General features: G+C 73.2%; 23 protein-coding genes. 7 read left to right on the plus strand and 16 right to left on the minus strand.

Going from position 1 to position 26,627, the window contains the following annotated elements; genetic code table 11:
• Positions 1-40: 40 nt before the first annotated feature.
• Positions 41-1,009: a helix-turn-helix transcriptional regulator gene (locus DEJ46_RS17015; protein WP_150267408.1), complete on the minus strand. Its 969-nt coding sequence runs from the start codon at positions 1,007-1,009 to the stop codon at positions 41-43.
• Between the two features lie 116 nt (positions 1,010-1,125).
• On the opposite strand from DEJ46_RS17015, the gene DEJ46_RS17020 reads away from it, so the two are divergent.
• The gene (locus DEJ46_RS17020) at positions 1,126-1,521 is read left to right on the plus strand and encodes a RidA family protein (RefSeq protein WP_150274506.1); all 396 of its coding nucleotides are present in this window, start codon (positions 1,126-1,128) and stop codon (positions 1,519-1,521) included.
• Between the two features lie 127 nt (positions 1,522-1,648).
• Positions 1,649-3,292 (plus strand): FG-GAP repeat domain-containing protein, encoded by a 1,644-nt coding sequence (locus DEJ46_RS17025; RefSeq protein WP_150267410.1) that lies wholly within the window; start codon positions 1,649-1,651, stop codon positions 3,290-3,292.
• 24 nt (positions 3,293-3,316) lie between these two features.
• Here the strand turns inward: DEJ46_RS17025 and DEJ46_RS17030 are convergent, their stop codons facing one another.
• Genes DEJ46_RS17030 through DEJ46_RS17050 form a run of 5 tightly spaced genes read right to left on the minus strand, consistent with a single transcriptional unit; the run spans position 3,317 to position 10,419 of the window.
• Positions 3,317-4,450, minus strand: coding sequence for an acyl-CoA dehydrogenase family protein (locus DEJ46_RS17030; protein ID WP_150267412.1), 1,134 nt, complete (start codon positions 4,448-4,450; stop codon positions 3,317-3,319).
• Positions 4,447-6,333, minus strand: coding sequence for an acetyl/propionyl/methylcrotonyl-CoA carboxylase subunit alpha (locus DEJ46_RS17035; RefSeq protein WP_150267414.1), 1,887 nt, complete (start codon positions 6,331-6,333; stop codon positions 4,447-4,449). Before DEJ46_RS17035 ends, DEJ46_RS17030 begins: the two co-directional genes overlap by 4 nt.
• An 8-nt stretch (positions 6,334-6,341) precedes the next feature.
• Positions 6,342-7,940, minus strand: coding sequence for an acyl-CoA carboxylase subunit beta (locus tag DEJ46_RS17040; RefSeq protein WP_150267417.1), 1,599 nt, complete (start codon positions 7,938-7,940; stop codon positions 6,342-6,344).
• Positions 7,937-9,631, minus strand: coding sequence for an acyclic terpene utilization AtuA family protein (locus tag DEJ46_RS17045; RefSeq protein ID WP_150267419.1), 1,695 nt, complete (start codon positions 9,629-9,631; stop codon positions 7,937-7,939). Before DEJ46_RS17045 ends, DEJ46_RS17040 begins: the two co-directional genes overlap by 4 nt.
• On the minus strand, positions 9,631-10,419 hold the full coding sequence (locus DEJ46_RS17050) for a TIGR03084 family metal-binding protein (RefSeq protein ID WP_150267421.1): 789 nt from the start codon (positions 10,417-10,419) through the stop codon (positions 9,631-9,633). Before DEJ46_RS17050 ends, DEJ46_RS17045 begins: the two co-directional genes overlap by 1 nt.
• A 234-nt stretch (positions 10,420-10,653) precedes the next feature.
• Between DEJ46_RS17050 and DEJ46_RS17055 the strand changes: the two genes are divergently transcribed.
• Together DEJ46_RS17055 and DEJ46_RS39160 are read left to right on the plus strand one after the other, a co-directional pair.
• Complete coding sequence (locus tag DEJ46_RS17055) at positions 10,654-10,968, plus strand: trypco2 family protein (protein ID WP_150267422.1); 315 nt, start codon at positions 10,654-10,656, stop codon at positions 10,966-10,968.
• Between the two features lie 7 nt (positions 10,969-10,975).
• Complete coding sequence (locus DEJ46_RS39160; protein WP_190622700.1) at positions 10,976-14,788, plus strand: hypothetical protein; 3,813 nt, start codon at positions 10,976-10,978, stop codon at positions 14,786-14,788.
• 61 nt (positions 14,789-14,849) lie between these two features.
• On the opposite strand, the gene DEJ46_RS17065 is transcribed toward DEJ46_RS39160, so the two are convergent.
• The 5 genes from DEJ46_RS17065 to DEJ46_RS17085 all read right to left on the minus strand — a co-directional run bounded on the left by DEJ46_RS17065 (position 14,850) and on the right by DEJ46_RS17085 (position 17,622).
• Positions 14,850-15,344 carry a carboxymuconolactone decarboxylase family protein gene (locus tag DEJ46_RS17065; RefSeq protein ID WP_150267426.1) on the minus strand — a complete coding sequence of 165 codons (495 nt, stop codon included), beginning with the start codon at positions 15,342-15,344 and terminating at the stop codon, positions 14,850-14,852.
• A 113-nt stretch (positions 15,345-15,457) separates the two neighbouring features.
• The gene (locus DEJ46_RS17070; RefSeq protein ID WP_150267428.1) at positions 15,458-15,922 is read right to left on the minus strand and encodes a pyridoxamine 5'-phosphate oxidase family protein; all 465 of its coding nucleotides are present in this window, start codon (positions 15,920-15,922) and stop codon (positions 15,458-15,460) included.
• A gap of 46 nt (positions 15,923-15,968) precedes the next feature.
• Positions 15,969-16,151, minus strand: coding sequence for a DUF1272 domain-containing protein (locus DEJ46_RS17075; RefSeq protein WP_150267430.1), 183 nt, complete (start codon positions 16,149-16,151; stop codon positions 15,969-15,971).
• A gap of 128 nt (positions 16,152-16,279) precedes the next feature.
• Positions 16,280-16,657: a VOC family protein gene (locus DEJ46_RS17080; protein WP_150267432.1), complete on the minus strand. Its 378-nt coding sequence runs from the start codon at positions 16,655-16,657 to the stop codon at positions 16,280-16,282.
• Between the two features lie 35 nt (positions 16,658-16,692).
• Positions 16,693-17,622, minus strand: coding sequence for an EamA family transporter (locus tag DEJ46_RS17085; protein WP_411757757.1), 930 nt, complete (start codon positions 17,620-17,622; stop codon positions 16,693-16,695).
• A 171-nt stretch (positions 17,623-17,793) separates the two neighbouring features.
• Between DEJ46_RS17085 and DEJ46_RS17090 the strand changes: the two genes are divergently transcribed.
• Positions 17,794-18,651 (plus strand): LysR family transcriptional regulator, encoded by an 858-nt coding sequence (locus DEJ46_RS17090; protein ID WP_150267434.1) that lies wholly within the window; start codon positions 17,794-17,796, stop codon positions 18,649-18,651.
• Here DEJ46_RS17090 and DEJ46_RS17095 read toward each other — a convergent pair.
• Positions 18,638-19,216 (minus strand): GNAT family N-acetyltransferase, encoded by a 579-nt coding sequence (locus tag DEJ46_RS17095; RefSeq protein WP_150267436.1) that lies wholly within the window; start codon positions 19,214-19,216, stop codon positions 18,638-18,640. The genes DEJ46_RS17090 and DEJ46_RS17095 overlap by 14 nt on opposite strands.
• Positions 19,217-19,404: 188 nt before the next feature.
• Between DEJ46_RS17095 and DEJ46_RS17100 the strand changes: the two genes are divergently transcribed.
• Complete coding sequence (locus DEJ46_RS17100) at positions 19,405-19,938, plus strand: DinB family protein (RefSeq protein ID WP_150267438.1); 534 nt, start codon at positions 19,405-19,407, stop codon at positions 19,936-19,938.
• 346 nt (positions 19,939-20,284) lie between these two features.
• Here DEJ46_RS17100 and DEJ46_RS17105 read toward each other — a convergent pair whose 3' ends face one another.
• Together DEJ46_RS17105 and DEJ46_RS17110 are read right to left on the minus strand one after the other, a co-directional pair.
• Positions 20,285-20,566, minus strand: a complete 282-nt coding sequence (locus tag DEJ46_RS17105; RefSeq protein WP_150274509.1) for a pyrimidine/purine nucleoside phosphorylase — start codon at positions 20,564-20,566, stop codon at positions 20,285-20,287.
• A 56-nt stretch (positions 20,567-20,622) separates the two neighbouring features.
• On the minus strand, positions 20,623-23,385 hold the full coding sequence (locus tag DEJ46_RS17110) for an FAD-binding and (Fe-S)-binding domain-containing protein (protein WP_150267440.1): 2,763 nt from the start codon (positions 23,383-23,385) through the stop codon (positions 20,623-20,625).
• A 51-nt stretch (positions 23,386-23,436) separates the two neighbouring features.
• Between DEJ46_RS17110 and serC the strand changes: the two genes are divergently transcribed.
• Complete coding sequence (gene serC, locus DEJ46_RS17115; protein ID WP_150267442.1) at positions 23,437-24,555, plus strand: phosphoserine transaminase; 1,119 nt, start codon at positions 23,437-23,439, stop codon at positions 24,553-24,555.
• Between the two features lie 75 nt (positions 24,556-24,630).
• Here the strand turns inward: serC and DEJ46_RS17120 are convergent, their stop codons facing one another.
• Both DEJ46_RS17120 and DEJ46_RS17125 read right to left on the minus strand, forming a co-directional pair.
• Positions 24,631-25,479 (minus strand): ABC transporter permease, encoded by an 849-nt coding sequence (locus tag DEJ46_RS17120; RefSeq protein WP_150267444.1) that lies wholly within the window; start codon positions 25,477-25,479, stop codon positions 24,631-24,633.
• Positions 25,476-26,507 (minus strand): ATP-binding cassette domain-containing protein, encoded by a 1,032-nt coding sequence (locus DEJ46_RS17125; RefSeq protein WP_150267446.1) that lies wholly within the window; start codon positions 26,505-26,507, stop codon positions 25,476-25,478. The genes DEJ46_RS17120 and DEJ46_RS17125 overlap by 4 nt, the downstream gene beginning before the upstream one ends.
• Positions 26,508-26,627 lie beyond the last annotated feature (120 nt).

Genomic DNA, 26,627 nt, shown 5'->3' on the forward strand with positions numbered 1-26,627 from the left:
ATCAAGCATGCATGCATGATTATTGGGAGGTACGGCCGCCTCAGGCGTCGTCGTAGCGGGCGACGACGGCGGCGGCCCGCTCGCGCAGCGCCGTCCGCAACGACCGCGGGGACAGGGCCTCCACGTCCGTGCCGAGCTGCCACAGAGCCCATTCGGCGTGCCACGCGTCCTGATAGGTCAGCGCAAGACGCAGCCGGCCGTCCTCGTCGGGTTCCTCCGCGCGGACGGCCACCGCGGTGTCCAGCAGGTCCTCCCGGCGCGCCGGGTCCACCCGCACCAGCACGGTGATGTGGCCGTCGGAGAGGAACCGCGCGGAGCGTTCCCGCCAGATCCGGTCCAGGTCGACCCGGTTCGGCCGCTCGGCCGCTTCGGGGAGCTCCTCGGCGGCCACCACCCGCGACAGCCGGTAGGTGCGGTCCTCGCCCTCTCTCGCGGCCAGCAGGTAGCCCCGGTCCCGGACGGTGACCAGACCGATCGGGTCCACCGTGCGCCAGCGCGGCGCCTGGCCCGTGGCCGCGTAGTGGATGCGCAGCTTGTGTCCGGCGAGCACCGCGCGGCGGACCTCGGTCATGGTGGCGTCGGGCACCTCGTCGGTCGCTTGCCGGCGGGAGAGCAGGTCGGTCTCCGGGTCGACGAGGAAGCGCTGGGCCGCGTCGCTCGCGGTGGCCAGCCGGCCTTCGGGCAGCGCGTCGACCACCTTGCGTACGGCCGAGGCGAGCGCCGAGCCGAGGCCGAGCACCTGCTCGCCGCGCCCCGTTCCGGCCGTCAGCAGGGCCAGGGCCTCGTCGTGGTTCAGCCCGGTGAGCTCGGTCCGGAAGCCGGGCAGCAACGAGAACCCCCCGTGCCGCCCGCGCTCGGCGTAGACCGGGACGCCCGCCACGGACAGCGCCTCGATGTCGCGCAGCACGGTGCGGGTCGACACCTCCAGCTCGCGGGCGAGCGTGTCCGCGGTCAGACGGCCGTGCCGGCGCAGCAGGAGCACCAGGGAGACCAGCCGGTCGGCGCGCATGCGGAAACGCTAACGGAATACATGACGGAGGGTGTCGTGATTCGTTGGAAGGCTCATCGGCGGAAGCAGGGAACGAAGAACCGACAACCGATGAACCGATTGGAGTCGACATGGCGATGGAGCGAACGGCGATCAACCCGGTGACGTGGTCGCTGGAGATGGGGTTCAACCAGGGCGAGCTCGTCTCCGGGCACACCCGCACCCTGTACGTCTCCGGCCAGACCGCGATGAGCCCCGAGGGCAAGCCCCTGCACGAGGGCGACATGGCAGCGCAGTTGGCCCTGAGCGTCGAGAACCTGGAGGCGGTGCTGCGCGAGGCCGGCATGACCCTCGCGAACCTCGTCCGTCTCAACGTCTACACGACCGACGTCGACGGGCTCTTCCCGCACTACGGCGTACTCGCCGGACGGCTGGGCGCCGCCGGCGCGGCACCGGCGACCACGATGCTCGGGGTCGTCCGGCTGGCCGTCCCCGGGCAGCTGATCGAGCTGGAGGGAACTGCCGTCGGGTAGAGGACGGAGCCTCAGGACGGCCGGGCCGGAGAAAGGTTGTGCGTGGAGGATCTTCTTTTCCGCTTCCTGCGGGCTCTAGGATCCGGACGCCTTCAGTCCTCTCTCCGTCCCCGCACCAGGAGAAACCTTGCTCCACACGCGCCGCCTCGCGGCCTGCGCGGCCCTCGCCCTCGGCGTGGGCCTGCTGTCCGTCGGCCCCACGTCACCGACGGCGGACGCCGCCCCCGCCGCGACCCCGGCGAAGCCCCGCTTCGACCGGGACGGGGACGGCCGCAGCGACCGGGTCTACCGGTCGGCCACCACCGGCGAGCTGCGGATATCCCTGTCGAAGACCGGCACCAGCGCGCCGTTCGCGCTCAGCCACCCCGGCATGGAGATCCTGCCGGCGGACGACCTCACGGGAACCGCGACCCCGGAACTGCTGACGCTCCATGCCGACGGCGGCCTCGTGCTGCGCCGCGGCGACAGCCCCACCTCCGTCGGCACGGCGGACTGGTCGGGATACGGCTGGCAGATCTACAACAAGGTCCTCGCCCCCGGCGACCTGACCAAGGACGGGCACCAGGACCTGCTGGCCCGCACCCCGGACGGCACGCTCTACCTGTACGCGGGGAAGGGCACGATCGACAACGGCGGCCCGTTCAGGACCCGCGCCAAGGTCGGTACCGGCTGGCAGGTCTACGACCAGCTCGTCGGCACCAACGACCTCGACGGCGACGCGATCGCCGACATGGTCGCCAGGACGCCGGGCGGCGACCTCTACTTCTACAAGGGCACCGGCTCGGCCACCGTCCCCTTCAAGGCCCGCGTCCTGATCGGCGGCGGCTGGTACACGTACAACCAGATCATCGGCGCCGACGACCTCGACGGCGACGGCAGGGCCGACCTCCTGGCCCGCACGTACAGCGGCGCGTTCTACCGGTACCTCTCCGTCGGCGGCGGGAAGTTCGGGACGCCCACGTCCTACGGGGGCGGCGGCCAGAGCCTCTCGTACTACCTCGGCCAGGGCGGCGTACCGGCGTACGGAAAGCACAACCTGTTCACCGTGAACGGCGCGGGCACCGCCTTCACCCACGGGACGCTGGCGGACGGCAGGCTCACCGCGGCCAGGCAGTACGCCGGGGCCGGGGACTTCGCCTACCACTGGCCCACCGTCAACGGGTACGCCCTGGACGGGGTCGACCGGGCCAACGTGCTGACCGCCGACAGCCGCGGCCTCACGATGTGGCGCGAGGAGGGCGGCAGCCCGCTCGGCCACCAGGTCGGCAGCGGCAGCGCCTATCAGAACTACCTGTTCAAGGTCTCACCCGGCGACGTCAACGGCGACGGCGAGGCCGACTTCGTCGGCGCGGACCACCAGGGCGACCTCTTCCTCCACCTGGGCCTGAAGAGTCACGTGCCCGCGTACCTCGGCCCGGCCGTGCGGATCGGCACGAACGGGTCGAGGGACATCCTGATCGGCCCCGGGGACGTCACGGGCGACGGCCGCCCCGACCTGATCTCCCGGGAGGGCGAGGTCCTGTACGTGCACGCGGGCACCGGGTCCGCCACCGCTCCGTTCGCTCCGCGCGTCTACGTCGGCCACGGCTGGTATGCGTACGAGCACCTGGCCTCGCCCGGCGACATGGACGGCGACGGCCGGGCCGACCTGGTCGCCGTCACCCCGGGCGGTGACGTGTACCGCTACTCGGCCCGCGGCCTGCGCGGCGCGTACACGTTCAAGGCCCGCGTCAAGATCGCCTCGGGCTGGACGTACGACCACGTCAGCTGACGTGGTCGCGGCGGGCTGCCCGGGTCAGTACGACTTGGGCAGCCCCAGCGTCTGGTGCGACACGAAGTTGAGGATCATCTCCCGGCTGACGGGGGCGATCCTGGCCACGCGGGCGGCGGTGACCAGCCGGGCGAGCCCGAACTCCTTGGTGAGGCCGTTGCCGCCGAGGGTGTGGACCGCGGTGTCGACCGCCCGCACGCAGGCCTCTCCCGCCGCGTACTTCGCCATGTTGGCGGCCTCGCCCGCGCCCATGTCGTCGCCCGCGTCGTAGAGGTGGGCCGCCTTCGCCATCATCAGACGGGCCAGTTCGAGCTCGATGTGGGCCTGCGCCAGGGGGTGCGCGATGGCCTGGTGGGCGCCGATCGGCGTCTTCCAGACCTGGCGCTCCTTCGCGTACTTCACGGCCTGCGCGAGGGCGTACCTGCCCATGCCGATGGCGAAGGCCGCCGTCATGATCCGCTCCGGGTTGAGGCCCGCGAAGAGCTGGAGCAGACCCGCGTCCTCGTCGCCGACGAGTGCCTCGGCGGGGAGGTGGACGTCGTCGAGGGTGAGCTCGAACTGCTTCTCGTTCGCGTCGAGTTCCATCTCGATGTGGCGCCGGCCGAAGCCCGGGGCGTCGCGCGGGACGATGAAGAGACAGGGCTTGAGGCTGCCGGTGCGGGCGTCGGAGGTGCGGCCCACGATGAGCGTCGCGTCGGCGATGTCGACGCCCGAGACGAAGACCTTGCGGCCGCTCAGGACCCAGCCCTCCTCGGTGCGGGTCGCGGTCGTCGTGATGCGGTGCGAGTTGGAGCCCGCGTCGGGTTCGGTGATGCCGAAGGCCATCGTCCTCGAACCGTCCGCGAGGCCCGGGAGCCAGGCCCGCTTCTGCTCCTCGGTGCCGAAGCGGGCGATGACCGTGCCGCAGATCGCGGGCGAGACGACCATCATGAGGAGCGGGGCCCCGGCGGCGCCCGCCTCCTCCAGGACGACCGACAGTTCGGCCATGCCGCCGCCCCCGCCCCCGTACTCCTCGGGCAGGTTCACGCCCAGGTAGCCGAGCTTGCCCGCCTCGGCCCACAGCGCGGCCCGGTCGAAGCCGGGGCCGTGGCGGTGTCCGAGGGCGGAGACGGCGGCGCGGAGCGCGGACAGCTCTTCGGTTTCGACAAGGGTGCTCATACGGGGTCTTCCTCCGTTGCTTCGGTCTGTACGACGGCGAGCAGGGCGCCGACCTCGACCTGGCGGCCGGGGGCGGCGTGGAGCGCGGTGAGCGTGCCGGAGGCGGGAGCGGTGACGCGGTGCTCCATCTTCATGGCCTCCAGCCAGAGAAGCGGCTGCCCGGCAAGGACCCGGTCGCCGACGGCGAGACCGTCCGCGAGCCGTACGACGGTGCCGGGCATGGGGGCGAGCAGCGAGCCGGGTTCCCGCTGGTCGGCGGGGTCGGGGAAGCGGGGGCGGGGGGTGAGGCGGTGGGGGCCGACGTGGACGACCTCTCCCGATCCGTACGCGGCGACCTCGAAGTCCCGTACGACCCCGTCCACTTCGAGACGTACGCGGTCGGGCGCCGCCGACACCACCCGTACACCCTCGGGCGCGGTGACCTCGTGGCCTCCGCCGCGGGTCGGCCGGTAGCGGATCTCGATGCCGCCGTACGTCCTCGTCTCGTCCTGGGAGCGGAGGTTGCGCCAACCGCCGCCGAAACGGCCCCTGTTGGTGCTCGCGTCGGCGAGGGCGGCGGCTACGGCCGCGTACCGGGCGCCTTCGGGGGCGGCGGTCAGGGTGGTGAGGTTCCGCTCGTAGAAGCCGGTGTCCAGCCTCCGCGCCGCGGCGTACTCGGGGTGGCGCAGCGACGCGACGAGCAGCTCCCGGTTGGTGGCGGGGCCGTGGATCCGGGCCCGCTCCAGGGTGTGGGCGAGCTTGCGGGCGGCCTCGGCGCGGGTGGGGGCGTGGACGACGACCTTCGCGAGCATCGCGTCGTAGTGGATGCCGACCTCGTCCCCGGAGACGTATCCGGTGTCGACCCGGACCCGGCCCTCGCGGGGAACCTCGAAGCGGTGCAGGACACCCGTCTGGGGCGCCCATCCCCGGGCCGGGTCCTCCGCGTAGAGGCGGGCCTCGATCGCGTGGCCGCGCGGGGCCGGGGGCTCCGGCGGCAGTGCCTCGCCCTGGGCGACGGCGAGCTGGAGGGCGACCAGGTCGACCCCGTACACCTCCTCCGTCACCGGGTGCTCGACCTGGAGCCGGGTGTTCATCTCCAGGAAGTGCGCCCGGCCGTCCGCGACCAGGAACTCGACCGTGCCCGCGCCGACGTAGCCGACGGCCTCCGCCGCGCGGACGGCCGTGTCGAGGAGGGACGCCTCCAGGCCGGCCGGAAGGCCGGGCGCCGGGGCCTCCTCGATCACCTTCTGGTGGCGGCGCTGGAGGGAGCAGTCGCGGGTGCCGAGCGCCCAGACCGTGCCGTGGGCGTCGGCGAGGACCTGCACCTCCACGTGCCGGCCGTTCTCCACGTACGGCTCGACGAAGACCTCGCCGTCCCCGAAGGCGCTCGCGGCCTCGGCGGACGCGGCCCTCAACTCCTCGGGCAGTGAGGTGAGCTCGCGGACGATCCGCATGCCCCGGCCGCCGCCGCCCGCCGCCGCCTTCACCAGGACGGGCAGATCCGCCTCGGTCACGTCCGACAGCGGGGCGATCCCCAGGAGCTCCTTCGCCCTGGTCTTCGAGGCCATCGCCTCGATCGCCTCGGGCGGCGGACCGATCCAGACGAGGCCCGCGTCGGTCACGGCCCGTGCGAAGTCGGCGTTCTCGGAGAGGAAGCCGTAGCCGGGGTGGACGGCGTCGGCGCCCGCCGCGAGCGCCGCCTTCACGACGAGGTCGCCGCGCAGGTACGTCTCCGAGGGCGCCGCCCCCGGCAGGCGTACGGCCGCGTCGGCCTCGCGGACGTGCAGGGCGTCGGCGTCCGCGTCGGAGTACACGGCGACGGTGGAGACGCCCAGCTCACGGCAGGTGCGGAAGACCCGGCAGGCGATCTCGCCGCGGTTCGCGACCAGTACGGTCGAAATCATCAGAGCCCTCACATTCGGAAGACGCCGAAGCCGCCGCGCGCGCCCTCGACCGGTGCCGTGTGGATCGCGGACAGGCACAGCCCGAGGACCGTGCGGGTGTCGCGGGGGTCGATGACCCCGTCGTCGTACAGCCGCCCCGAGAGGAACATCGGGAGGGACTCCGACTCGATCTGCGCCTCGACGAGCGCGCGGAGACCGGCGTCGGCCTCGTCGTCGTAGGGCTGCCCCTTCGCGGCGGCGGACGCCCGCGCCACGATCGACAGGACGCCGGCGAGCTGCTGCGGGCCCATGACGGCGGACTTCGCGCTGGGCCAGGCGAAGAGGAAGCGGGGATCGTACGCCCGGCCGCACATGCCGTAGTGCCCGGCGCCGTACGACGCGCCCATGAGGACGGAGAGGTGGGGGACGCGCGAGTTCGCGACCGCGTTGATCATCATGGCGCCGTGCTTGATGATGCCGCCCTGCTCGTACTCCTTGCCGACCATGTAGCCGGTGGTGTTGTGGAGGAAGAGGAGCGGGATGTCGCGCTGGTTGGCGAGCTGGATGAACTGCGCCGCCTTCTGCGACTCGGCGGAGAACAGCACGCCCTGCGCGTTGGCGAGGATGCCGACCGGATAGCCGTGCAGCCGCGCCCAGCCGGTCGTCAGGGACGTCCCGTAGAGGGGCTTGAACTCGTCGAAGTCGGAGCCGTCGACGATCCGGGCGATCACCTCGCGCGGGTCGAAGGGGGTCTTGAGGTCGCCGGGGACGATGCCGAGGAGCTCGTCCTCGTCGTACTTGGGGGGCTCGGCGTGCGGCGGATCGGCCTGCGCCTTGCGGTGGTTGAGGCGGGCGACGATCCGGCGGGCCTGGCGGATCGCGTCCGTCTCGTCGACGGCGTAGTGGTCGGCGAGACCGGAGGTCCGCGCGTGCATCTCGGCGCCGCCGAGGGACTCGTCGTCGCTCTCCTCGCCCGTCGCCATCTTCACGAGCGGCGGACCGCCGAGGAAGACCTTCGACCGCTCCTTGATCATCACGGTGTGGTCGGACATGCCGGGGACGTACGCGCCGCCGGCCGTCGAGTTGCCGAAGACGACCGCGACGGTGGGGATGCCGGCGGCGGAGAGGCGCGTGAGGTCGCGGAAGAGCGCCCCGCCGGGGATGAAGATCTCCTTCTGCGAGGGGAGGTCCGCGCCGCCCGACTCGACGAGCGAGACGACCGGGAGCCGGTTGGCGAAGGCGATCTCGTTGGCCCGCAGGGCCTTCTTCAGCGTCCACGGGTTGGAGGCGCCGCCGCGCACGGTCGGGTCGTTGGCCGTGATCAGGCACTCGACGCCCTCGACGACCCCGATGCCGGTGATCAGCGAGGCGCCCACCTGGTGGTCGCTGCCCCAGGCGGCGAGCGGCGACAGCTCCAGGAAGGGGCTGTCGGGGTCGACGAGCAGCTCGATGCGCTCACGGGCGAGGAGCTTGCCGCGCTGACGGTGCCGGGCGGTGTACTTCTCACCACCACCCGCGAGGGCCTTGTCGTGCTCGGCTTCGAGCGCGGCGAGCTTGTCGAGCATCGCGGAGCGGTGCTCCCGGTACTCGGGTCCGCCGGTGTCGAGGGCAGAGGCGAGGACGGTCACAACAGAACCTCCGGGATGTCCAGGTGCCGGGAGCGGAGCCATTCGCCGAGGGCCTTGGCCTGGGGGTCGAAGCGGGCCTGGGAGGCGACGCCCTCGCCGAGGATCCCGGCGACGGTGAAGTTGAGGGCCCGCAGGTGCGGGAGGACGTGCCGGACGACCGGCAGGCCTGCGGTCTCCGGGAGGAGCGCGCGGAAGGTCTCGACGGTGAGCGCGTGCGCGAGCCAGCGCCACTCCTCGTCCGTGCGGACCCAGAGGCCGACGTTCGCGTCGCCGCCCTTGTCGCCGCTGCGGGCCCCGGCGATCCGGCCGAGGGGGGCCCGTCGGGTGGAGTCGTACGCGAGGGGCGGCGGAAGGGGCGGGTCGGGTACGGGGGCGAGATCGAGGGTCCGCACCGGTGCGGGGATCTCCTGGCGGGTGCCGTCCGGGAGGACCGCCGTGTGCGGGACGTCGGCGGCGGGGACGTACTCGGTGGTGAAGACCCCGTAGGGAGCGCCCCTGCCGGGCGGGGCGGTGACGTGGAAGCCGGGGTAGCTCGCGAGGGCCAGTTCGATCGCGGCGCCGGTCAGCGCGCGGCCGACGGCCTCGGGGCCGGGGTCGCGGACGACGAGCCGGAGCAGCGCGCTCGCGGTCTCCTCGGTGGCGGCGTCCGCGCGGTCGGTGCGGACCAGCTCCCAACGGACCTCCGCGGGGCGGGAGCCGGAGCCGGCCAGGGCGTCCTCGATCTGCTCGCGGACGAGCAGGGCCTTGGCCTCGGTGTCGAGGCCGGTGAGGACGAACACGACCTCGTTGCGGAAGCCGCCGAGGCGGTTGAGGCCGGCCTTGAGGGTGGGGGGCGGGGCCTCGCCCGTCACGCCGTGGATCCTGACCCGGTCCGGGCCCTCCTGGGCGAGCCGCACGGTGTCGAGCCGGGCCGTCACGTCGGGGCCGGGGTAGCGGGCGCCGGCCGTCTCGTACAGCAGCTGGGCCGTGACCGTACCGACGTCGACGAGGCCGCCCGTCCCCGCGTGCTTGGTGATGACCGCGCTGCCGTCCGCGTGGAGTTCGGCGACCGGGAAGCCGGGGCGGCGGAACAGGGCCGGGTCGTGGGCGGCGAAGAAGGCGTAGTTCCCGCCGGTGGCCTGGGTGCCGCATTCCAGGACGTGCCCGGCGACGACCGCGCCGGCCAGCCTGTCGTACTCCTCCGGGCCCCAGCCGAAGTGCCACTGCGCGGGCCCGGTGACGAGGGCGGCGTCGGTGACCCGGCCGGTGACGACGACGTCGGCCCCGGCGGCGAGACAGGCGGCGATGCCGGCCCCGCCGAGGTAGGCGTGGGACGTCAGCACCCCGTCCCGGGGCGGCAGCCGGTCGCCCTCGACATGGGCGATCCGGGTCGGCAGGCCCAGCTTCACGGCGAGTCCGCGCAGGGCCTCGGCGAGGCCGGCGGGATTCAGGCCGCCCGCGTTGGCGACGATGCGGACCCCGCGCTCGTGGGCGAGGCCGAGGCCCTCCTCCATCTGGCGCAGGAAGGTCTTCGCGTAACCGGCGCCCGGGTCCTTGAGCTGGTCGCGGCCGAGGATGAGCATGGTCAGCTCGGCGAGGTAGTCGCCGGTGAGGACGTCGAGCTCACCGCCCGTGAGCATCTCGCGGACGGCGTCGAAGCGGTCGCCGTAGAAGCCGGAGGCGTTGCCGATACGGAGGACGGGGCGGGCCACTAGGCCCCCTCGGGTGCGCGGCCCGGGCCCGCAGGGCCCGCGAAGGCCTGGGCGATGGTGAGCCAGCGCTCGGCGTCGGGGCCGTGCGCGACGAGCGCGGTGTCGTCGCGGTGGACGCGCTGGGTGACGAGCAGGCAGAAGTCGAGGGCGGGGCCTGTGACGGTCTGGGCCGCGCCCTCGGGGCCGTACGCCCACGTCTCCCCGTCGACGCCGACGAGTTCGACCCGGAAGGGCTCGGCGGGCGCCGGGACGCCCCGGACGAGGTAGGCGTAGTCACGGGCGCGGACGCCGATCCAGGCGACGTGCCGGATCCGGGCCGTGGGGACGCGGACCACCCCGAGGGCGTCGGCGACGTCCTGGCCGTGCGCCCAGGTCTCCATGAGCCGGGCGGTGGCCATGGCCGGGGCGCTCATCGGCGGCCCGTACCAGGGGAAGCGCGCGCCGGGCGGGACCGCGCGCAGGGCCTCCTGGAGCCGCTCGCGGCCCGCACGCCAGCCGGCGAGCAGTTCGGCGGGCGGCAGCTTCGCGCCCTCCTCCGCGCCCTCGTCGACGAAGCGGTCGGGGGCGGCGAGGGCCTTCGTGGTCTCGGCGGCGAAGGCCTCGGGGTCGGTGGCGGCGAGGAGGGCCGCCCGGTCGGTCCAGGCGAGGTGGGCGATCTGATGGGCGACGGTCCAGCCGGGCGCGGGGGTCGGCGCACCCCACTGCTCCTCGCCCAGCTCTCCGACCAGCAGGTCGAGTTCTTCGCTCTCCTCGCGCAGATCGTCGAGGACGACGGCGGGATCGGACACGGTGCGCTCCCCTCGGGACACGGCGACGGCACGACGGCGTGCCCCGGAGCATGGCAGCGAACCAGAAAACAATCAAGCATGCTTGCTTTGATTGATGCCGGGAGGTGCCGGGAGGTGCCGGCGACATCCAGGGACGGGCGCGAGTGCGCGCACATGCACGCACCGACCACTGCCGAACTCGACCCCCTTCTGCAACACTTGACCGGTACCGCTTCGCACCACCACGGGGGTCCCATGAGCATGGACATCGAACTCGCTGACCTGCTGGCCTCGTTGCGGTCCGAGATCGGCCGCGCCCGGCTGGAAGCGGCGAACGAGGACGTGAAGTTCCGTATCGACTCCATCGATCTGGAGCTCCAGGTCTCCGTGGAGAAGTCCGCCGAGGCGAACGCCGGCATGAAGTTCTGGGTCGTCTCGCTCGGCGGCAAGGCCGGCGCGAAGAGCGGCCAGACGCACACGGTCCGGATGACGCTCACCGCGGAGGACGCCGCGACCGGCCAGAAGGTCCGCACCGGCGACGACGTGTCCGACCTCCTCGGCGCCGGCTGAGCGGCCCGTGACAGTGCCCGACACGGCCCGGGTGGCCGAGGTCGTCGTCACGGGGAACGGCAAGGCCGAGTACGGCTCCGGCTACCGCATCGCACACCGGCTCGTCCTCACCGTGGACCACCTCTTCGGTCCGGACCCGGACCCCGGCACGTGCACCGTCCGCCTCGGCGGCGGGGACACCGCACTGTCCGCGACACCCGTGTGGCGCGGCCGGAACGGCCGGGACCTGGCGCTGTTACGCCTCGACGACACCCCCACGGACACCGTGCAGCCGGTGTCCTTCGGCGTCCTCCCGGAGGGCGCGGGCAGCGTGCCCTTCATCGGGATCGGCTTCCCCGCCTTCGCGACCCGCCCCGAGGAGCCCGGCGTCACCGGCCTGCGCCGGCGGGACAGCCGCCAGGCCGAGGGGGTCGTCCTGCTGGGCTCCAACCTGAAATCGAGGCTGCTCGACCTCCAGTACACGACCACCGCGCCCCGCCCGCCCGGCGGCGGCGACGGCGACCCGTGGCGGGGCATGTCGGGCGCCGCGTTCCTCACCCCCACCGGCGGACTCCTCATCGGGGTCCAGGCGCACCGGCTGCCCGCCGCCGGAATCGCCGGCGCCGAGGCCGAACCGATCGCCGACGCCCTCGACGACCCGGACCTGTGCCGCCAGCTCGCCCTCGGCGGCGTACGGTACGAGCCCAGGCCCGTCCCCCTCGACGACGAACCGCCCGAGCCGGAGCCGCTGCTGCGCGCGGTCATCCCGCAGCACGAACTCGTCAGCGGCTTCGGTGACTTCAAGAGGAACCTCACCTCCGAGCAGCTCTCCTTCGTCTCCCCCGGCACCGACCACCCGGCCGAACCCGCCAACCTCTTCGTCCGGCTCGTCGCCGCCGGAGACCGGGGCGTCCTGCTCGTCGGCGCGGCCGGCACGGGCAAGACCCGGGCCGGGATCGAGGTGGGCCGGATCGCCCTCGAAGCGGGCTGGCGGGTCCTGCACGTCCTGCCGGGCGAGGACAGCTCCGTCACCGACGTCATCGCCGAGCAGGTCTGCGCCGAGCAGACCCCGGTCCTCGTCGTCGTCGACTACCTCAACGAATCGCAGCTCGACCTGCCGGCGCTGCGGCACCGCCTCATCCCGGAGGCCCGCCGCCGCGACATCCCGGTCGCGCTCCTCGCGTCCGTACGCCCCGGCTGGCTGCGAAAGGCCAACCGGGGGCAGCTGCACGACCTGTTCGACGAGGTGGAGCTGCGCCAGGACGACGACTTCCAGAAGGAGGTCGCCGACAACGCCCTGCACGCGCTCGCCCCCGTGGCGACGGAGCGGTACGGCATCGGCCGGATGCGGGAGGTCTGCGGGCACCGCCCGATCGTCGCGCTGCTCGTCGCGCGGGAGGTGGAGCGGCGCGTCACCTCGGGCCTGTCCCTGCCCGACCTGACGGGCCTGCGCGAGGGCGGGGAGATCCCCCGGTGGCTGAGGAGCCGCCTCGGCGAGGACGACCTGGCCGTCCCGGGCCGCGAGCACGTCTTCGTACCCGTACGGGCCTCCCGCTCCCTCGTGGCCGCCGCGGCTGCCACGGCGGCCTGCCCGCAGGCCCGCGAGGACGTGACGGCGGCGGCACACGCGGCACTGACGGCCCTGGCGGCCCTCGGGGCACCTGGGTCGCATGGGTCACCTGGATCGCCTGGGTCGCATGGGTCACCTGGGTCACCTGGATCGCCCGGGTCGCCTGGGTCACCCGGGTCGCCTGGGGAAGCCGCGGCAGACACCGGTCAGCAAGGCGCTGTCCCGCGCGCCGAGGACGTGGTCTCGACCCTCCTCTCCCTCGGCTGGCTGGAGACCGAACCCGACGGCACGCTGACAGTGGCCCACGACCTCGTCACCGACCAGCTCGTGGAGTCCGTCCTCCTGCCCGAGCGGGACGAGGCGCCCGACACGGACGGGGCGCACGCCCTGCTCGCCGGGTGTCTCGTGAGCCCCCGCGCGGTGGGCCGGGCCGCGCTCAACCTCGGCCGGGTCGTCAACGACCTGGCGCTCGCGGACCGTTCGGGGCCGGTCTCCGCCGTCCTGAACTCCTGGTTCACCCAGCACGCCACGACCCTCGGCGCCGTCCTGCGGACCGACGACGGCATCGGCGGCTACGCCCTCGGCGCGGTCTGCTCGGGCGCGCCCTGGTCCGTCTCGGCCGTCCAGTGCTGGTCGCAGGTGGTCAGCCCCTGGCTCGCGGATCATGGCTCCCGCATCGCCGCCCGCCACCTCCTCTACCGGGGCCTCCACCACCTCCCCGAGGAGGGCGCCCGGCTGCTGCTGCCCACGGTGTGGTCGTGGCTGGCACGGCACCGCGAGCTCGGACAGGCGAGCTTCGTCCTGGCCCCGGTGCTGCACCGCCCGGAGCTCGAAGCCGGCGAGACGGAGCAGGCGGTCTCGGCCGCGCTCGTCTGGCTGGCCCTCCACGCCTCCGGGCAGGAGGCACAGTTCGTCCTCAACCCCCTGCTGTCCCGCACGGACCTGGACCCGGTCGCGTCGGAGAAGGCGGTGACCGCCGCCCTCACCTGGCTGGAGAGGTACACGGCCACCCAGGAGGCCGGCTTCGTCCTCGAACCGCTGCTGTCCCGCACCGACCTGGACTCCGCATCGGCGGCGAAGGCGATCGAGGCGGCCCTGACCTGGCTCGACGCGCACACCAACGGCCAGGAGGCCCGGTTCGTCCTCCACCCGCTGCTGTCCCGCACCGACCTGGACGCCCCAACGGCGGCGAAGGCGGTCGAGGCGACGCTGACCTGGCTCGACCTCCACGCCGCCACGCAGGGGGCCCGGTTCGTCCTCAACCGTCTGCAGTCCCGCACCGACCTCGACCCGGTCGCGTCGGAGAAGGCGGTCGCCGCCGCCCTCACCTGGCTGGAGCAGCACACCCACACCCACGACGCCGACTTCGTCCTGAAGCTCCTGCTGTCCCGCACGGACCTGGACCCGGACACGGCGGAGAAGGCCGTCGCCTCGGCCCGGGCCTGGCTCGCGTCCCACCACACCAACGAGGACGCCGACTTCGTCCTCGGCTCGCTGCTCAAGCAGCTGCCGCGCGGCGGGACTCCCCCGGAGATACGGGAGATGGTCGACACGTGGGTGGGCCTGCACACCCCGCAGCAGGACTTCACCTTCCTCAGCAAGTGGGTGCTGCGCCAGCGCCTGATGAGCCCGACGATCTACCGCGCCCTGCTCCACTGGGCCCGCACCAACCTCGACAACGAGGACCTCGTCCCGCGCATGGCGGGCACCGCGTTCCACGTGTGGCCGTACGTGCGGACGTGGGAGGGGGCCCGCGACTGGCTCCGTACGGTCGAGCTCTGCCTCGACCACGCCGAGCGCCACGGCCCTCCGTCGAACGTCAACGGCGTGCTCGACGCGCTCGTCTCGACGCTGGCCCAGCAGTTCCGTACGGGAATCGGGGCGGCGTGGGCCGACGACTGCCTCCGCAGGTGGATCGCGCTGCCGTTCTCCATGGACCCCACGGTCTTCCGGCACAACGACGGCATCGTCAGCCGCTGCCACGCGCTGCTGCTCGGCGGCGGGTTCGACGAAGCGGAGCGGGCCCGTATCACCGCGCGGCTCCGGACGTGGGTGGCGTCCTGGCCGCCCCACGAACGGAACACGGCGGCCCTCGCCTACATCGACGCCCACATGCTCCCGCCGCGCCCGGTCCCACCGCCGGCCCGCCCCGTACCGCCGGCCCGCCGCGCGTCCCCGCCCCGCCCGGGCCCACCGCCACCCTGCCGCCCCGCGCCGCCGCGGGGGGAGGGCGAAGGCCGGGGGGAGAAGGGCGAGACCGCCGCGGCGTAGCGTCACCCCAACCCCACACCGGCCCCACCCCCAACCCAACCCCACACCGATCTCTCCGAGCTCAGTCCCACTGCTCGTCGGCGAGGGAGGTGACCGGCTGCGGCTTGCCGATGACGGCGAGGGCGATGAAGAAGTTGATCTGCCCGATGGCGATGGTGAGGGTGGCCAGCGCCTTCTCGTCGTAGTGCTTCGCGACCTCGGCGTACAGCTCGTCGGAGACGCGCTCCCTGCCGTGCGGGGCGGGCTGGAGGGTGGCCTCGACGAGGGCGAGTGCGGCGCGCTCGGCGTCGGTGAAGTACGGGGCGTCCTGCCAGGAGGAGACGGCGGTGATGCGCTCCTCGGACTGCCCCGCCTTGCGGAGGAACCCGGTGTTCAGGATGGTCAGGTACGTGTTGTGGACGATCTGCCCGGCGCGCAGGTGGACGAGGTTCATCGTGGTGCGCGGCACGGACTGGTTGCCGGTGGCCCGGAAGAGGGCGGCGCTGATGTCGTTCAGCTCGGGAACGAACTCGGCGGGGTTGGACATCCGGGAGATGGAGGGGGAGGTGTTCGTCATGATGGCGGGCTCCTCGGTGCTGTCTGCCTGGTCGGTGTCTTCACAGCACTGACGGACGGCGGAACGAGGATGTGACGGGATCCCGGAAGAATTTTCCCGGGACCCCGAGCACCTCACCCGCTGATGTCGAGGGCCGTCCCGTACAGCCGGGAGACCTTCAGCCGGATGACCACCCGGCGCTCGTCGACCAGCTGCTCCAGGAACGCGGCCTCGGCCTCGCCCTGCGGACGGGCGGCCTCCGGCACCATCGCGAGCAGTTCACGCCCGGTCGCGTCCCCCGGGACGGTCGTGACCTCGGAGACCTCGGCCTCCCCCTCGGCCACGGCGAACGACCAGACGTCCCCGCCGGGGACGTGCACGGCGGCGCGCGGGTCGCGCCGGATCTGCTTGACCTTGACGCGGTCGGCCGTGGTGGAGAACCGCACGACGCGCTCCGCGGCGTCCCAGTGGAAGAGCATGGTGGTGAGATGCGGATGCCCGCTGCTCTTGTTGGTGGCGAGGGTGCCGAACTGCTGCGTGCTCAGCAGCTCGGAGAGCGCGTCGTCGGACAGGGCTCGGGGTGCGGCGGGCTTCGTCATGCCGTGATCAACTCCCGTACGCACCAGAGAATTCCGCGCCGGGGAGCTACCCGACAGCGCGCCGCGGGCGGGCGACGAGCTCGCCCCCGCAGTTGGGACACACGCCGTCCATGGCATCGGCGCACGGCACGCAGAAGCTGCACTCGTACGAACAGATCCGCGCGGGCCCGTCCACGGTCAGGACCGCGGTCTCACAGCGCTCGCAACGGTCTCGCATCTCCAGGGCCATGACCGGCTCCCCTCCTCGTAAGGTCCGACGACGTCCGACGACACCCTCATCCTCCGAGGCGGGGCCGCGCGCCCGAAACAGGCCGGAAGCCAAAGATCACAAGCATCGGGCCACCGCGGCGCGCGGCCTCAGTGGCGGACCAGGCAGAAGGGGTGGCCGGCCGGGTCGGCGTAGACGCGCCAGCTTCGGGTGGCGGGGCCTTCGTCCAGGACGGTCGCGCCGTGGGCGAGGACGTGGGAGTGGGCCGTATCCAGGTCCGGGACGCCGAAGTCGAGGTGGGCCTGCTGGGGGCGTTCGGGGTCCGGCCATGTCGGGGGCCGGTGGTCGGTGACGCCCTGGAAGCAGAGGACGAGACCGCCGGGGATATGCAGCGTGGACCAGGCCTCGTCGAGGGACCAGCGGGGGTCCGGCCGGTCGACCTCCCCGCCCAGGACCTGGCGGTAGAAATCCGCGAGCGCGCGGGGCGCGGGACAGTCGATGACGAGGCACTGGAGGTCGGCGATCACGTGCGGAGTCTAGGGACGGGACGGCCGGTCGCGTGTCAGTCGGCTTGTTTCGCCGCGCGGGCCTGCATGCGGACCGCGCCCATGCTCGCCCCGATGACCAGGGCGATGGCCAGGGCGTCCGTGACCGACAGGGCCTGGCTGAGGACGAGGAAGCCCGCCGCCGCCGCGATGGCCGGTTCCAGGCTCATCAGGATCGCGAAGGTGGGTGCGGGCAGCCGGCGCAGGGCGAGGAGTTCGAGGGTGTACGGGAGGACCGAGGACATCAGCGCGACGCCCAGGCCGAGCAGGACCGTCGACGGTACGAGGAGCTTGTCGCCCGCCTCCGCGATGCCCAGCGGCAGGCTGAGGACGGCGCCGAAGGCCATGGCCAGCGCGAGCCCGTCGGCCTGCGGGAAGCGGCGGCCGGTGCGGGCGCTGAAGACGATGTACGCCGCCCACATCGCGCCCGCCGCGAGCGCGAAGGCCGCACCGACGGGGTCGAGGCGGTCGAAGCCGCCGCCGCTGAGCAGGACGACGCCGCCGAGGGCGAGTCCGGCCCAGAGCAGGTTCGCCGCCCGGCGCGAGGCGACCACCGAGAGGATCAGCGGGCCGAGGACCTCCAGGGTCACGGCGGCGCCCAGCGGGATCCGGTCGGCGGCCTGGTAGAAGAGGATGTTCATCCCGGCCATGGCCGTGCCGAAGGCGACGATCGTGCCCCAGTCGGCCCGGCTGTAGCCGCGCACCTTGGGCCGGCAGACGGCCAGCAGGACGAGGGCGGCGAGCACGAGCCGGAGGGTGACGACGCCGAGTGCCCCCGCGCGGGGCATGAGGAGGACGGCCACGGCCGAGCCGAACTGGACGGAGAGCCCGCCCGCGACGACCAGGGCGACGGGGCCGAGCGACCGGCGGGCCCTCCCGGGCGCGGGAGCCCCCAGGGCCTCGACCGTCACGGCGACCGGCGGCGCATCCTTGACCGGACTGTTCACCGGGCTACTCCTCCACTGCACACGAACCACACCACGGCCAGTTCATCCAACTGCACCGCTAGTACAACACACTGAACCCGTCATCTACTCCCGCCAGGATTCCCCTCTCACGCTACGAGCACCCGCGCGGCACCGGAAATGCCGATTGCGCTGCGGTTATGCTCCGACGACATGAGCATCGAGCTACGCCACCTCCGCTGCTTCCTCGCCATCGCCGAGGAACCCAGCCTGACCAGGGCGGCCGCCCGGCTCCACCTCACCCAGCCGGCCGTCTCCCGCACGCTCGCCGCACTCGAAGCGCACCTCGGCGCCCGGCTCGTCGACCGCTCCACCCACCATCTCGCGCTCACCGCCGAGGGCCGCGCCTTCCAGGACAGGGCCGCCGCAGCCCTCGCCGCCTTCGACGCCGCCGTCGACCCGGCCAGGCTCCGGCACCGCCCCCTGCGCCTCGGGCACGCCTGGTCGGCCTTCGGCCCGTACACCACGCCCCTGCTCCGGCGCTGGCAGCGCCTCCACCCCGAGACCCCGCTCGAACTCCTCCGCATCGACGACCGCACGGCCGGGCTGGCCCGCGGCGAGGTGGACGCGGCGCTGCTCAGGGGCCCGGTCGACGCGCCCGGCCTTGTCACCGAGGAGCTCGCCACGGAGGAGCGGGTCGCCGCGCTGCCGGCCGACAGTCCGCTCGCCGACCGCCCCGGCCTCGCCCTCGGGGACCTGACCGCCCAGACGATCGTCCTCAACACCGTCTCCGGCACGACCACCCTCGCGCTCTGGCCGCCCGGCGCCCGCCCGGCGGCCACCCTGACCGTCGCCAACACCGACGACTGGCTCACCGCGATCGCCGCGGGCCGGGGCACCGGCGTCTCCTCCGCCTCCACCGCCGCACTCCACCCGCACCCGGGCGTCGCCTACCGCCCTCTGTCCGACGCGCCGCCGCTGCCGGTGGTCCTGGCCTGGCGGGACGCCTTCCCGCACCCGGCGACGGACGCGCTGGTCGCGATGGCCCGGCAGATCGTCAGCGGGGAGTGATCCCCCATCGGGGCCCGAGCCCCTCCCACTCCTCGCGGAGGATCCCGTACGTGATCGAGTCCCGCCAGGCGCCCCGGACGTGGACGTGTCCCCGGATCCGCCCCTCCTCCACGAACCCGGCGGCGAGCAGCGTCCGCGCGGAGGCGGTGTTGAGGGGCGCCCGCGCGGCCCAGACCCGGTGCAGGTCGAGCTCCCCGAAGGCCAGCGCCAGCAGCAGCCCGACGGTCTCCCGCCCGTACCCGACGCCCCACGACTCGGGCCGCAGCGCGAACCCCATGGTCGCCGCGCGCTGCTGATGCGGATCGACCGCGAGCCGCCCGAACCCGACGAGCACGCCCGTGTCCCGCTCGACGACCCCGAGGGCGTACTCCTCCCGGGGAACGACCCGCGCGGAGACCATCGACCGCTCGACGATCCCCCGGACCTCGCCGAGGGACCGAGGCGGAAAACTGAGGTGCTCGGTCGCGGCCTCGGAGCCGTAGACGCCGTGCACGGCGGACACGTCGTCGCCGACGAGCTCACGCAGCACGAGCCGCCCGCACGCGGACGGGACAGTTCGCTCCATACGGCCGAGGGTACCGGGACTCCCGCTCAGGAAACGGGAGTTGCCCCGGCCTCACGCCGCAGCGACCCCCACACGTGCCGGGCCCACGCCTGCGCCTCCGCGCTCTCGTGCGAGCACCGGTGGGGGACCCGGGCGCGGAGTCGGGATTGAGGACACACTCCGACCTACATGCTCCCTACCGTCGACGCATGACCACTTCCCCGGAGAACCCGACCACACTCCCTCCCCTCGAAGGCGAGCGCGGCGAACTGCTGAATGCGCTGGCTGAGCAGCGGGAGTTGCTGCTGATCACGCTCCGAGGCATCAGCGACTCTCAGGCCATGCAGCGCACGACCGTGAGCGAACTGACCCTGGGCGGGATCCTCAAGCACCTCACCCGCGCCGAGCAGGTCTGGGCGCAGATCATCGCCAAAGGTGACGGAGAAATGCCGGAAGGCATGCTCGACATGGAGCAGTACCGCATGACGGACGGCGAGACACTCGCCGGGCTGCTCGAGCAGTACGCAGCCGCCGTCCGGATGACCGAAGACGCCCTGACCGGCCTGCCCGATCTGGGCGGGAGCGTGCCCCTGCCCAGGACTCCGTGGTCTCCGCCCGAGACCGTCTACTGGTCCGTACGCCGGATCCTGCTCCACCTCATCAGGGAAACGGCCCAGCACGCCGGCCACGCGGACATCATCCGGGAGACACTCGACGGGGCCAGCACCACCGCCCAACGGTGACCACCGCCCAAGGCCCCCACCACCTCCAGGCCGACAATCCCTGCAATCCGTCACCCCAGACCGGGGGCTTCGCCCACGCACCCCCACCACAAACCGAGCCCCCACCCCACACCCGCCTACGGCGCAGTGGACTGCCCGGACCGCCCGCGTGGCCACGCCCCCAGGCCGCCCTCCGAGTGTGAAAAGGCGGCCTCCGCCGCCGGGTCAAAGGGTGGGCGTAGCCCATCGGCTCCGCCGACTTGCCCTTGACGCGGTGGTGGGGGCCGCCTTTTCACACTCGGAAAGAGGGCGGCCGCACCAGAAGCTCGCGGTGCCGGGCCGCCCCCAACGCGTAAGCAACCCCAGGTCAGCGGTACTCACACAGGTACGCGGTCGCGACCTCGACCTTCAGCTGGAACGTGCTGTCGCCCGGGACCTCGAACCGCGTGCCCGCCTCGAAGGTCTCCCAGTCACCGGCGTCGGGCAGCTTCACCGTCAGGGCGCCGCTGACCACGTGCATCGTCTCCGGAGCGGCCGTGCCGAACTCGTACTCACCCGGCGCCATGACGCCTACGGTCGCCGGGCCCTGCTCCTGCTCGAACGCGATCGACTTGACCGTACCGTCGAAGTATTCGTTGACCTTGAACATGACCATCCTCCGGAGGACCTCGTCGCGCGCCGCTACTGGCGAGGCGAGTGTACGAGTCACCCTTCCCGGCCCTCCTCCAAGCCCTCCGCCAGCACCTCCGCCAGGTGTCGCGCCCGGCCGGCCGTGAGGTCGCCGATCTGGGTCCTGCACGAGAAGCCGTCCGCCAGGATCTCCGCCCCCTCCGGGGCCGTGCGCAGGGCCGGGAGGAGCTGGTCCTCGGCGCAGGCGACCGAGACGGCGTAGTGGTCCGGTTCGAAGCCGAAGTTGCCCGCCAGACCGCAGCAGCCGCCCGACAGTTCACCCGTGAGGCCCGCGCGGGCGCGGAGGCGGCGGTCGGGGCCGTCGCCCAGGACCGCGTGCTGGTGGCAGTGGGTCTGGCCGGTGACCGGGCGGTCGAGGCGCGGTGGGGTCCAGTCGGGGGCCAGGGTCTCCAGGGCCTCCGCGAAGGTCACGACCCGCGACGCCAGACCCGCCGCCCGGGGGTCGTCCGGCAGCAGTTCGGGCAGGTCGGTGCGGAGGGCCGCCGCGCAGGAGGGTTCGAGGACGACCAGCGGTCCCCCGGCGCCCCCCACCACGTCCAGCGTCCGCCGCATCACCTTCCGCGCCGCCCCCAGCCGGCCCGTCGACACGTACGTCAGGCCGCAGCAGACCCGGCCCGGCGGGAGAACCACCCCCAGGCCCGCGTCCTCCAGGACGCGCACCGCCGCGCGGCCCACCTCCGGGGCCAGGTGGTTCGTGAAGGTGTCCGGCCACAGGGTGAGGGCCGGCGGGCGGCGCGAGCCGCGCTCGCCGAACCAGGACACGAAGGTCCGGTCCGCCACCCTCGGCAGCGCCCGCTCCGGTGTCACCCCCGCCAGACGGGCGGCGAACGGCAGCCGCGTCGCCGTGTTCACGCCCCGCCCGAACAGGTCCAGCCACCGGGGCAGCCCGCCCATCGTCCAGTGCGAGCGGGGGCGCGCGAAGGGCCGTCCCGTGTAGTGGCGGTCGAGGAACTCCGCCTTGTACGCGGCCATGTCGACGCCCACCGGGCAGTCGCTGCGGCACCCCTTGCAGGACAGGCACAGGTCGAGGGCCTCCCGGACCTCCTCCGAGCGCCACCCGTCGGTGATCACCTCCCCGAGCGCCATCTCGTGCAGCAGCCGCGCCCGCCCCCGCGTGGAGTGCTTCTCCTCCCCCGTCGCGCGGTAGGACGGGCACATCACCGTCGCACCCGAACTCGGGCCTTCCACGCGACACTTGGCGACCCCTACGCACCGCGCCGCCTCCCGCCCCACGCCCACCAGCGGCAGCCCCTCGAACCGCAGCCCCTCGTCCAGCCGCTTCGGGCGGACCAGCATCCCCGGGTTCAGGCCCCCGTCCGGGTCCCACACGTCCTTCACCGCACCGAAGAGGCCGACCAGCTCCTCCCCGTACATCCTCGGCAGCAGCTCGGCCCGCGCCTGCCCGTCGCCGTGCTCGCCGGAGAGCGAGCCGCCGTGGGCGACCACGAGGTCCGCCACCGCCTCCGAGAAGCGACGGAAGTCCCGCACCCCCTTGCCCGTCCACAGGTCGAAGTCGATCCGGACGTGTACGCAGCCGTCCCCGAAGTGCCCGTACGGAGTTCCCCGGAGGCCGAACTCCGCAAGGAGGGAACGGAATTCGCGCAGATACGCACCCAGCCTGGCCGGTGGCACCGCGCAGTCCTCCCACCCCGGCCACGCCGCCGCGCCGTCGGGCATCCGCGTCGCCGTCCCCGCCGCGTCCTCGCGGATCCGCCACAGCGCCCGCTGCCCGGCCGGGTCCGACACCAGCGCCGCGTCGACGGCGTCCGCGGCCCGGACCAGCCGCCGGGCCGCCCCCTCCCCGTCCACCTCGCAGAACAGCCACGCCCCGCCCTCCGGCAGCCCCGCCGCGCCGCCGCGCACCAGGTCGGCGGCCATGCCCTCCACCGTCAGCGGCTCGTGCACGAGCAGTCCCGCCGCCGCTTCCGCCGCCGCGCTCTCGTCCGCGTACCCGAGGACGACGAGGACCGGGTCGGCCGGCAGCGGGACGAGCCGGACCGTCGCCTCCGTCACCACCCCGAGCGTGCCCTCGCTGCCGCAGAAGGAGCGGGCCACGTCCGTCCCGCGCTCCGGAAGCAGCGCGTCGAGGGCGTAGCCGGAGATCCGGCGCGGCAGGCCCGCCGGGTAGCCGGTCCGCAGCAGGGCCAGGTGGCGGTCGACGAGCTCCTTCAGTCCGGGCGGCGCGCCCTGCCCGTCCCGGCCGAGTGTCAACCTCGCTCCCCGATAGGTCACCACATCCAGCGAGCGCACGTTGTCCGCCGTGGTCCCCCAGGCGACCGAGTGCGCCCCGCACGCGTTGTTGCCGATCATTCCGCCGAGGGTGCAGCGGCTGTGCGTCGACGGATCGGGGCCGAAGGTCAGCCCGTACGGCCTCGCCGCCTCCCGCAACCGGTCGAGGACGAGCCCCGGCCGGACGACGGCCGTGCGCGATTCCGGGTCCATGGAGACGATCCCGCCCATGTGCCGTGTGAGGTCGAGCACCACGCCCGTGCCGGTGGCCTGGCCGCCGATGGAGGTGCCGCCGCCCCGCGCGACGACCGGCGTGACGCCATGGGCGCGGCACACCTCCAGGGCCGCCGCCACGTCGTCCGCGTCGCGCGGCGCGACCGTACCGACCGGCACACGGCGGTAGTTGGAGGCGTCCATCGTCGTCAGGGCCCTCGCCGTGACGGAGAAGTCGACGTCTCCGGCGACGGCGGCGCGCAGCTCCGCGGCGAGGGCGGGCGCATGATCCTCGTGTGTTCCCACAACGCCAGGATGTCTCAGTCCTCGTCTCATCCGGCGGACATCCCGCGACCGGTCCCTTCCCGACCCGATACTCTCCGCCTCGTGGCTGAGATCCAGATTCCCGCTGACATCAAGCCCGCCGACGGCCGTTTCGGCGCGGGCCCCTCCAAGGTGCGTACGGAGGCGCTGGACGCCCTGGCCGCGACCGGCTCCTCTCTCCTCGGCACGTCCCACCGCCAGGCCCCGGTCAAGAACCTGGTCGGCGAAGTGCGTGCCGGCGTCTCCGACCTCTTCTCGCTCCCCGAGGGTTACGAGGTGATCCTGGGCAACGGCGGCTCCACCGCCTTCTGGGACGTCGCGACCCACGGTCTCATCGAGAACAAGTCGCAGCACCTCACCTTCGGCGAGTTCTCCTCCAAGTTCGCGAAGGCCGCCAAGCTGGCTCCCTGGCTTGCCGAGCCGACCGTGATCCCCTCCGACCCGGGCACGCACCCGGAGCCGGTGGCCGAGGCGGGCGTCGACGTCTACGCGTACACGCACAACGAGACCTCCACCGGTGTCGCCGCCCCGATCAAGCGGGTCGCCGGTGCCGACGAGGGCGCGCTCGTCCTGGTCGACGCGACCTCGGGCGCGGGCGGTCTGCCCGTCGACATCACCGAGTCGGACGTCTACTACTTCGCCCCGCAGAAGTCCTTCGCCGCCGAGGGCGGCCTGTGGCTCGCGGCCTTCTCCCCGGCCGCTCTGGAGCGGGCGCAGAAGATCCACGCGTCGGGCCGGCACATTCCGGAGTTCTTCTCCCTCCCGACGGCGATCGACAACTCGCTGAAGAACCAGACGTACAACACCCCGGCGCTCTCGACCCTCTTCCTGCTCAACGAGCAGCTGAAGTGGATCAACGGCCAGGGCGGTCTCGACTGGGCCGTGGCCCGGACGAAGGAGTCCTCGGACGCGCTGTACGGCTGGGCCGAGGAGTCCAAGTACGCGTCGCCGTTCGTCGCGGACGCGGCGAAGCGCTCGCAGGTCATCGGGACGATCGACTTCGCGGACGAGGTCGACGCGGCGGCGGTCGCGAAGGTGCTGCGCGCCAACGGGATCGTGGACACCGAGCCGTACCGCAAGCTGGGCCGCAACCAGCTGCGGATCGCGATGTTCCCGGCGATCGACCCGGCGGACGTGCGCGCGCTGACGGCGTGCATCGACTACGTCATCGAGAAGCTGTAACTCTCCGCTCCTGTACGGACGCTTGCGTACGAAGGGCCCGGCATCGGATCTCGTCCGATGCCGGGCCCTCGCGCGTCACCGGCTCAGCGACCGGTAGCGGCGGACCGCCAGGGGCAGGAAGACCGCCGTGACCGCCAGCGGCCAGGCGAAGGCCATCAGGACCGCGTGCTGTTCGACCCAGGAGTCGCCGCCCGCGCCGGGGTTGCCGAAGAGCTCGCGGGTGGCCGTGACCGTGGACGAGATCGGGTTCCAGGCGGCGACGGGCGCGAGCCAGGAGGGCATCAGGCTGGGTGCCACGTACACGCTGGAGATCATCGTGACCGGGAAGATCACCGCGTAGAGGGCGCCCGCCGCCTCCGTGTTCGGCAGGACGAGACCGCACCACACTCCCACCCAGATCAGGCTGAAGCGCAGGAGCAGCAGCAGGCCGAAGCCGAGGACGGTCGCGCCGGGTCCGCCGTCCGAGGTCCAGCCGATGGCGAGGGCGGTCGCCGCGAGGATGGCGAGCTCGGCGGCGGCGATCATGAGGTCGGAGAGGCCGCGGCCGACGGGGACGGCGGACGGGGCCATCGGCATGGAACGGAAGCGGTCCACGACCCCCTTGGCGTTGTCGGAGACGACGGCCGCCGCGGTGTTCATGAGCCCGAAGGCCATGGTCATGGTGAACATCCCCGGCATCAGGAACTCGCGGTAGTCGCCGCCGCCCGGCACCAGCATGGCGCTGCCGAAGACGAAGCCGTAGAGGAGGACGGAGACGATGGGGAAGCCGAGCTGCCAGAGGATGGCGGAGGGCGTGCGGCGGTAGTTGAGCAGGGTGCGGCGGACGAGGGTCAGGGTGTCGGCGCAGGCCCAGTAGGCGCGGCCGGCGGTGCTGATGGTGCCTGTGGTGCCCGTGGTGCCCGTGGTGCCGTCGATCGTGCTCATGCGGCGACCTCTTCCCGGTCCGTGGCGGTCTCTTCCCGGCCGGTGGTCGACTCCTCCCCGTCCGTGGCGGTCCCCCGGCCGCCGGTCAGCAGAAGGAAGACGTCGTCCAGGGCGGGTCGGCGCAGCGCCAGGTCCTCGACGGCGATCCGTTCCTCCTGGAGCGTGCGGGCGACCTCGGTCAGGGCGGCGACCCGGTCGGTGACGGGGGCGTGGACGCGCCGTTCGGCCTCGTCGGTACGGGGGTCGGTGCCCGCGATCCGGGCGAGGACCGCGCGGGCGGCCGGGAGGTCGGCGCGCTCGGCGACGACGACCTCGACGCGGTCGCCGCCGACCCGGTCCTTGAGGCCGTCGGGGGTGTCGTCGGCGATGGCCCGGCCCCGGTCCATGACGGTGATCCGGGAGGCGAGCCGGTCGGCCTCGTCCAGGTACTGGGTGGTGAGGAGGACGGTCGTCCCGGCCGCGACGAGAGTGCGGACCGCGTCCCAGACCTCGCCCCGGGCGCGCGGGTCGAGGCCGGTGGTCGGCTCGTCGAGGAAGAGGACGGCGGGGGCGAGGATCATCGAGGCGGCGAGGTCGAGGCGGCGGCGCATGCCTCCGCTGTACTGGCCGGCGCCCTTGTCGGCGGCCTCGGTGAGGGCGAAGAGGTCGAGGAGTTCGGCGGCCCGGACGCGGGCGGCGCGGCCGCCGAGGTGGAAGAGGCGGCCGAAGAGTTCGAGGTTCTGGCGTCCGGTGAGGCCCTCGTCCACGGCGGCGAACTGCCCGACGAGGCCGATGCGGGCGCGGACGGCGCGCGGGTCGCGGGCCACGTCGACGCCGGCGACCTCGGCGCGGCCGCCGTCGGCCTTGAGGAGGGTCGCGAGGATGCGGACGGCGGTGGTCTTGCCGGCGCCGTTGGGGCCGAGGAGGCCGTGGACGGTGCCGGGGCGGACGGCGAGGTCGAAGCCGTCGAGGGCGTGGGTGACGTCGTCGCGCCGTTTCTTTCCGTACCGCTTGCTCAAGCCCTCGGCGAGGACGGCGTGTTCGGGCATGGGGGACCTCCGGTGGGTCATGGACTCGCGTCTCACGCACGTAGCGCTCGCGTCTCCGCGAGCATCTGAGTACACCGTACCCAATTAAGAGTACAGCGTACTCAGTTTTAGAGTGGCGGC

Source organism: Streptomyces venezuelae (assembly GCF_008642375.1).
GTDB classification, from domain to species: domain Bacteria; phylum Actinomycetota; class Actinomycetes; order Streptomycetales; family Streptomycetaceae; genus Streptomyces; species Streptomyces venezuelae_G.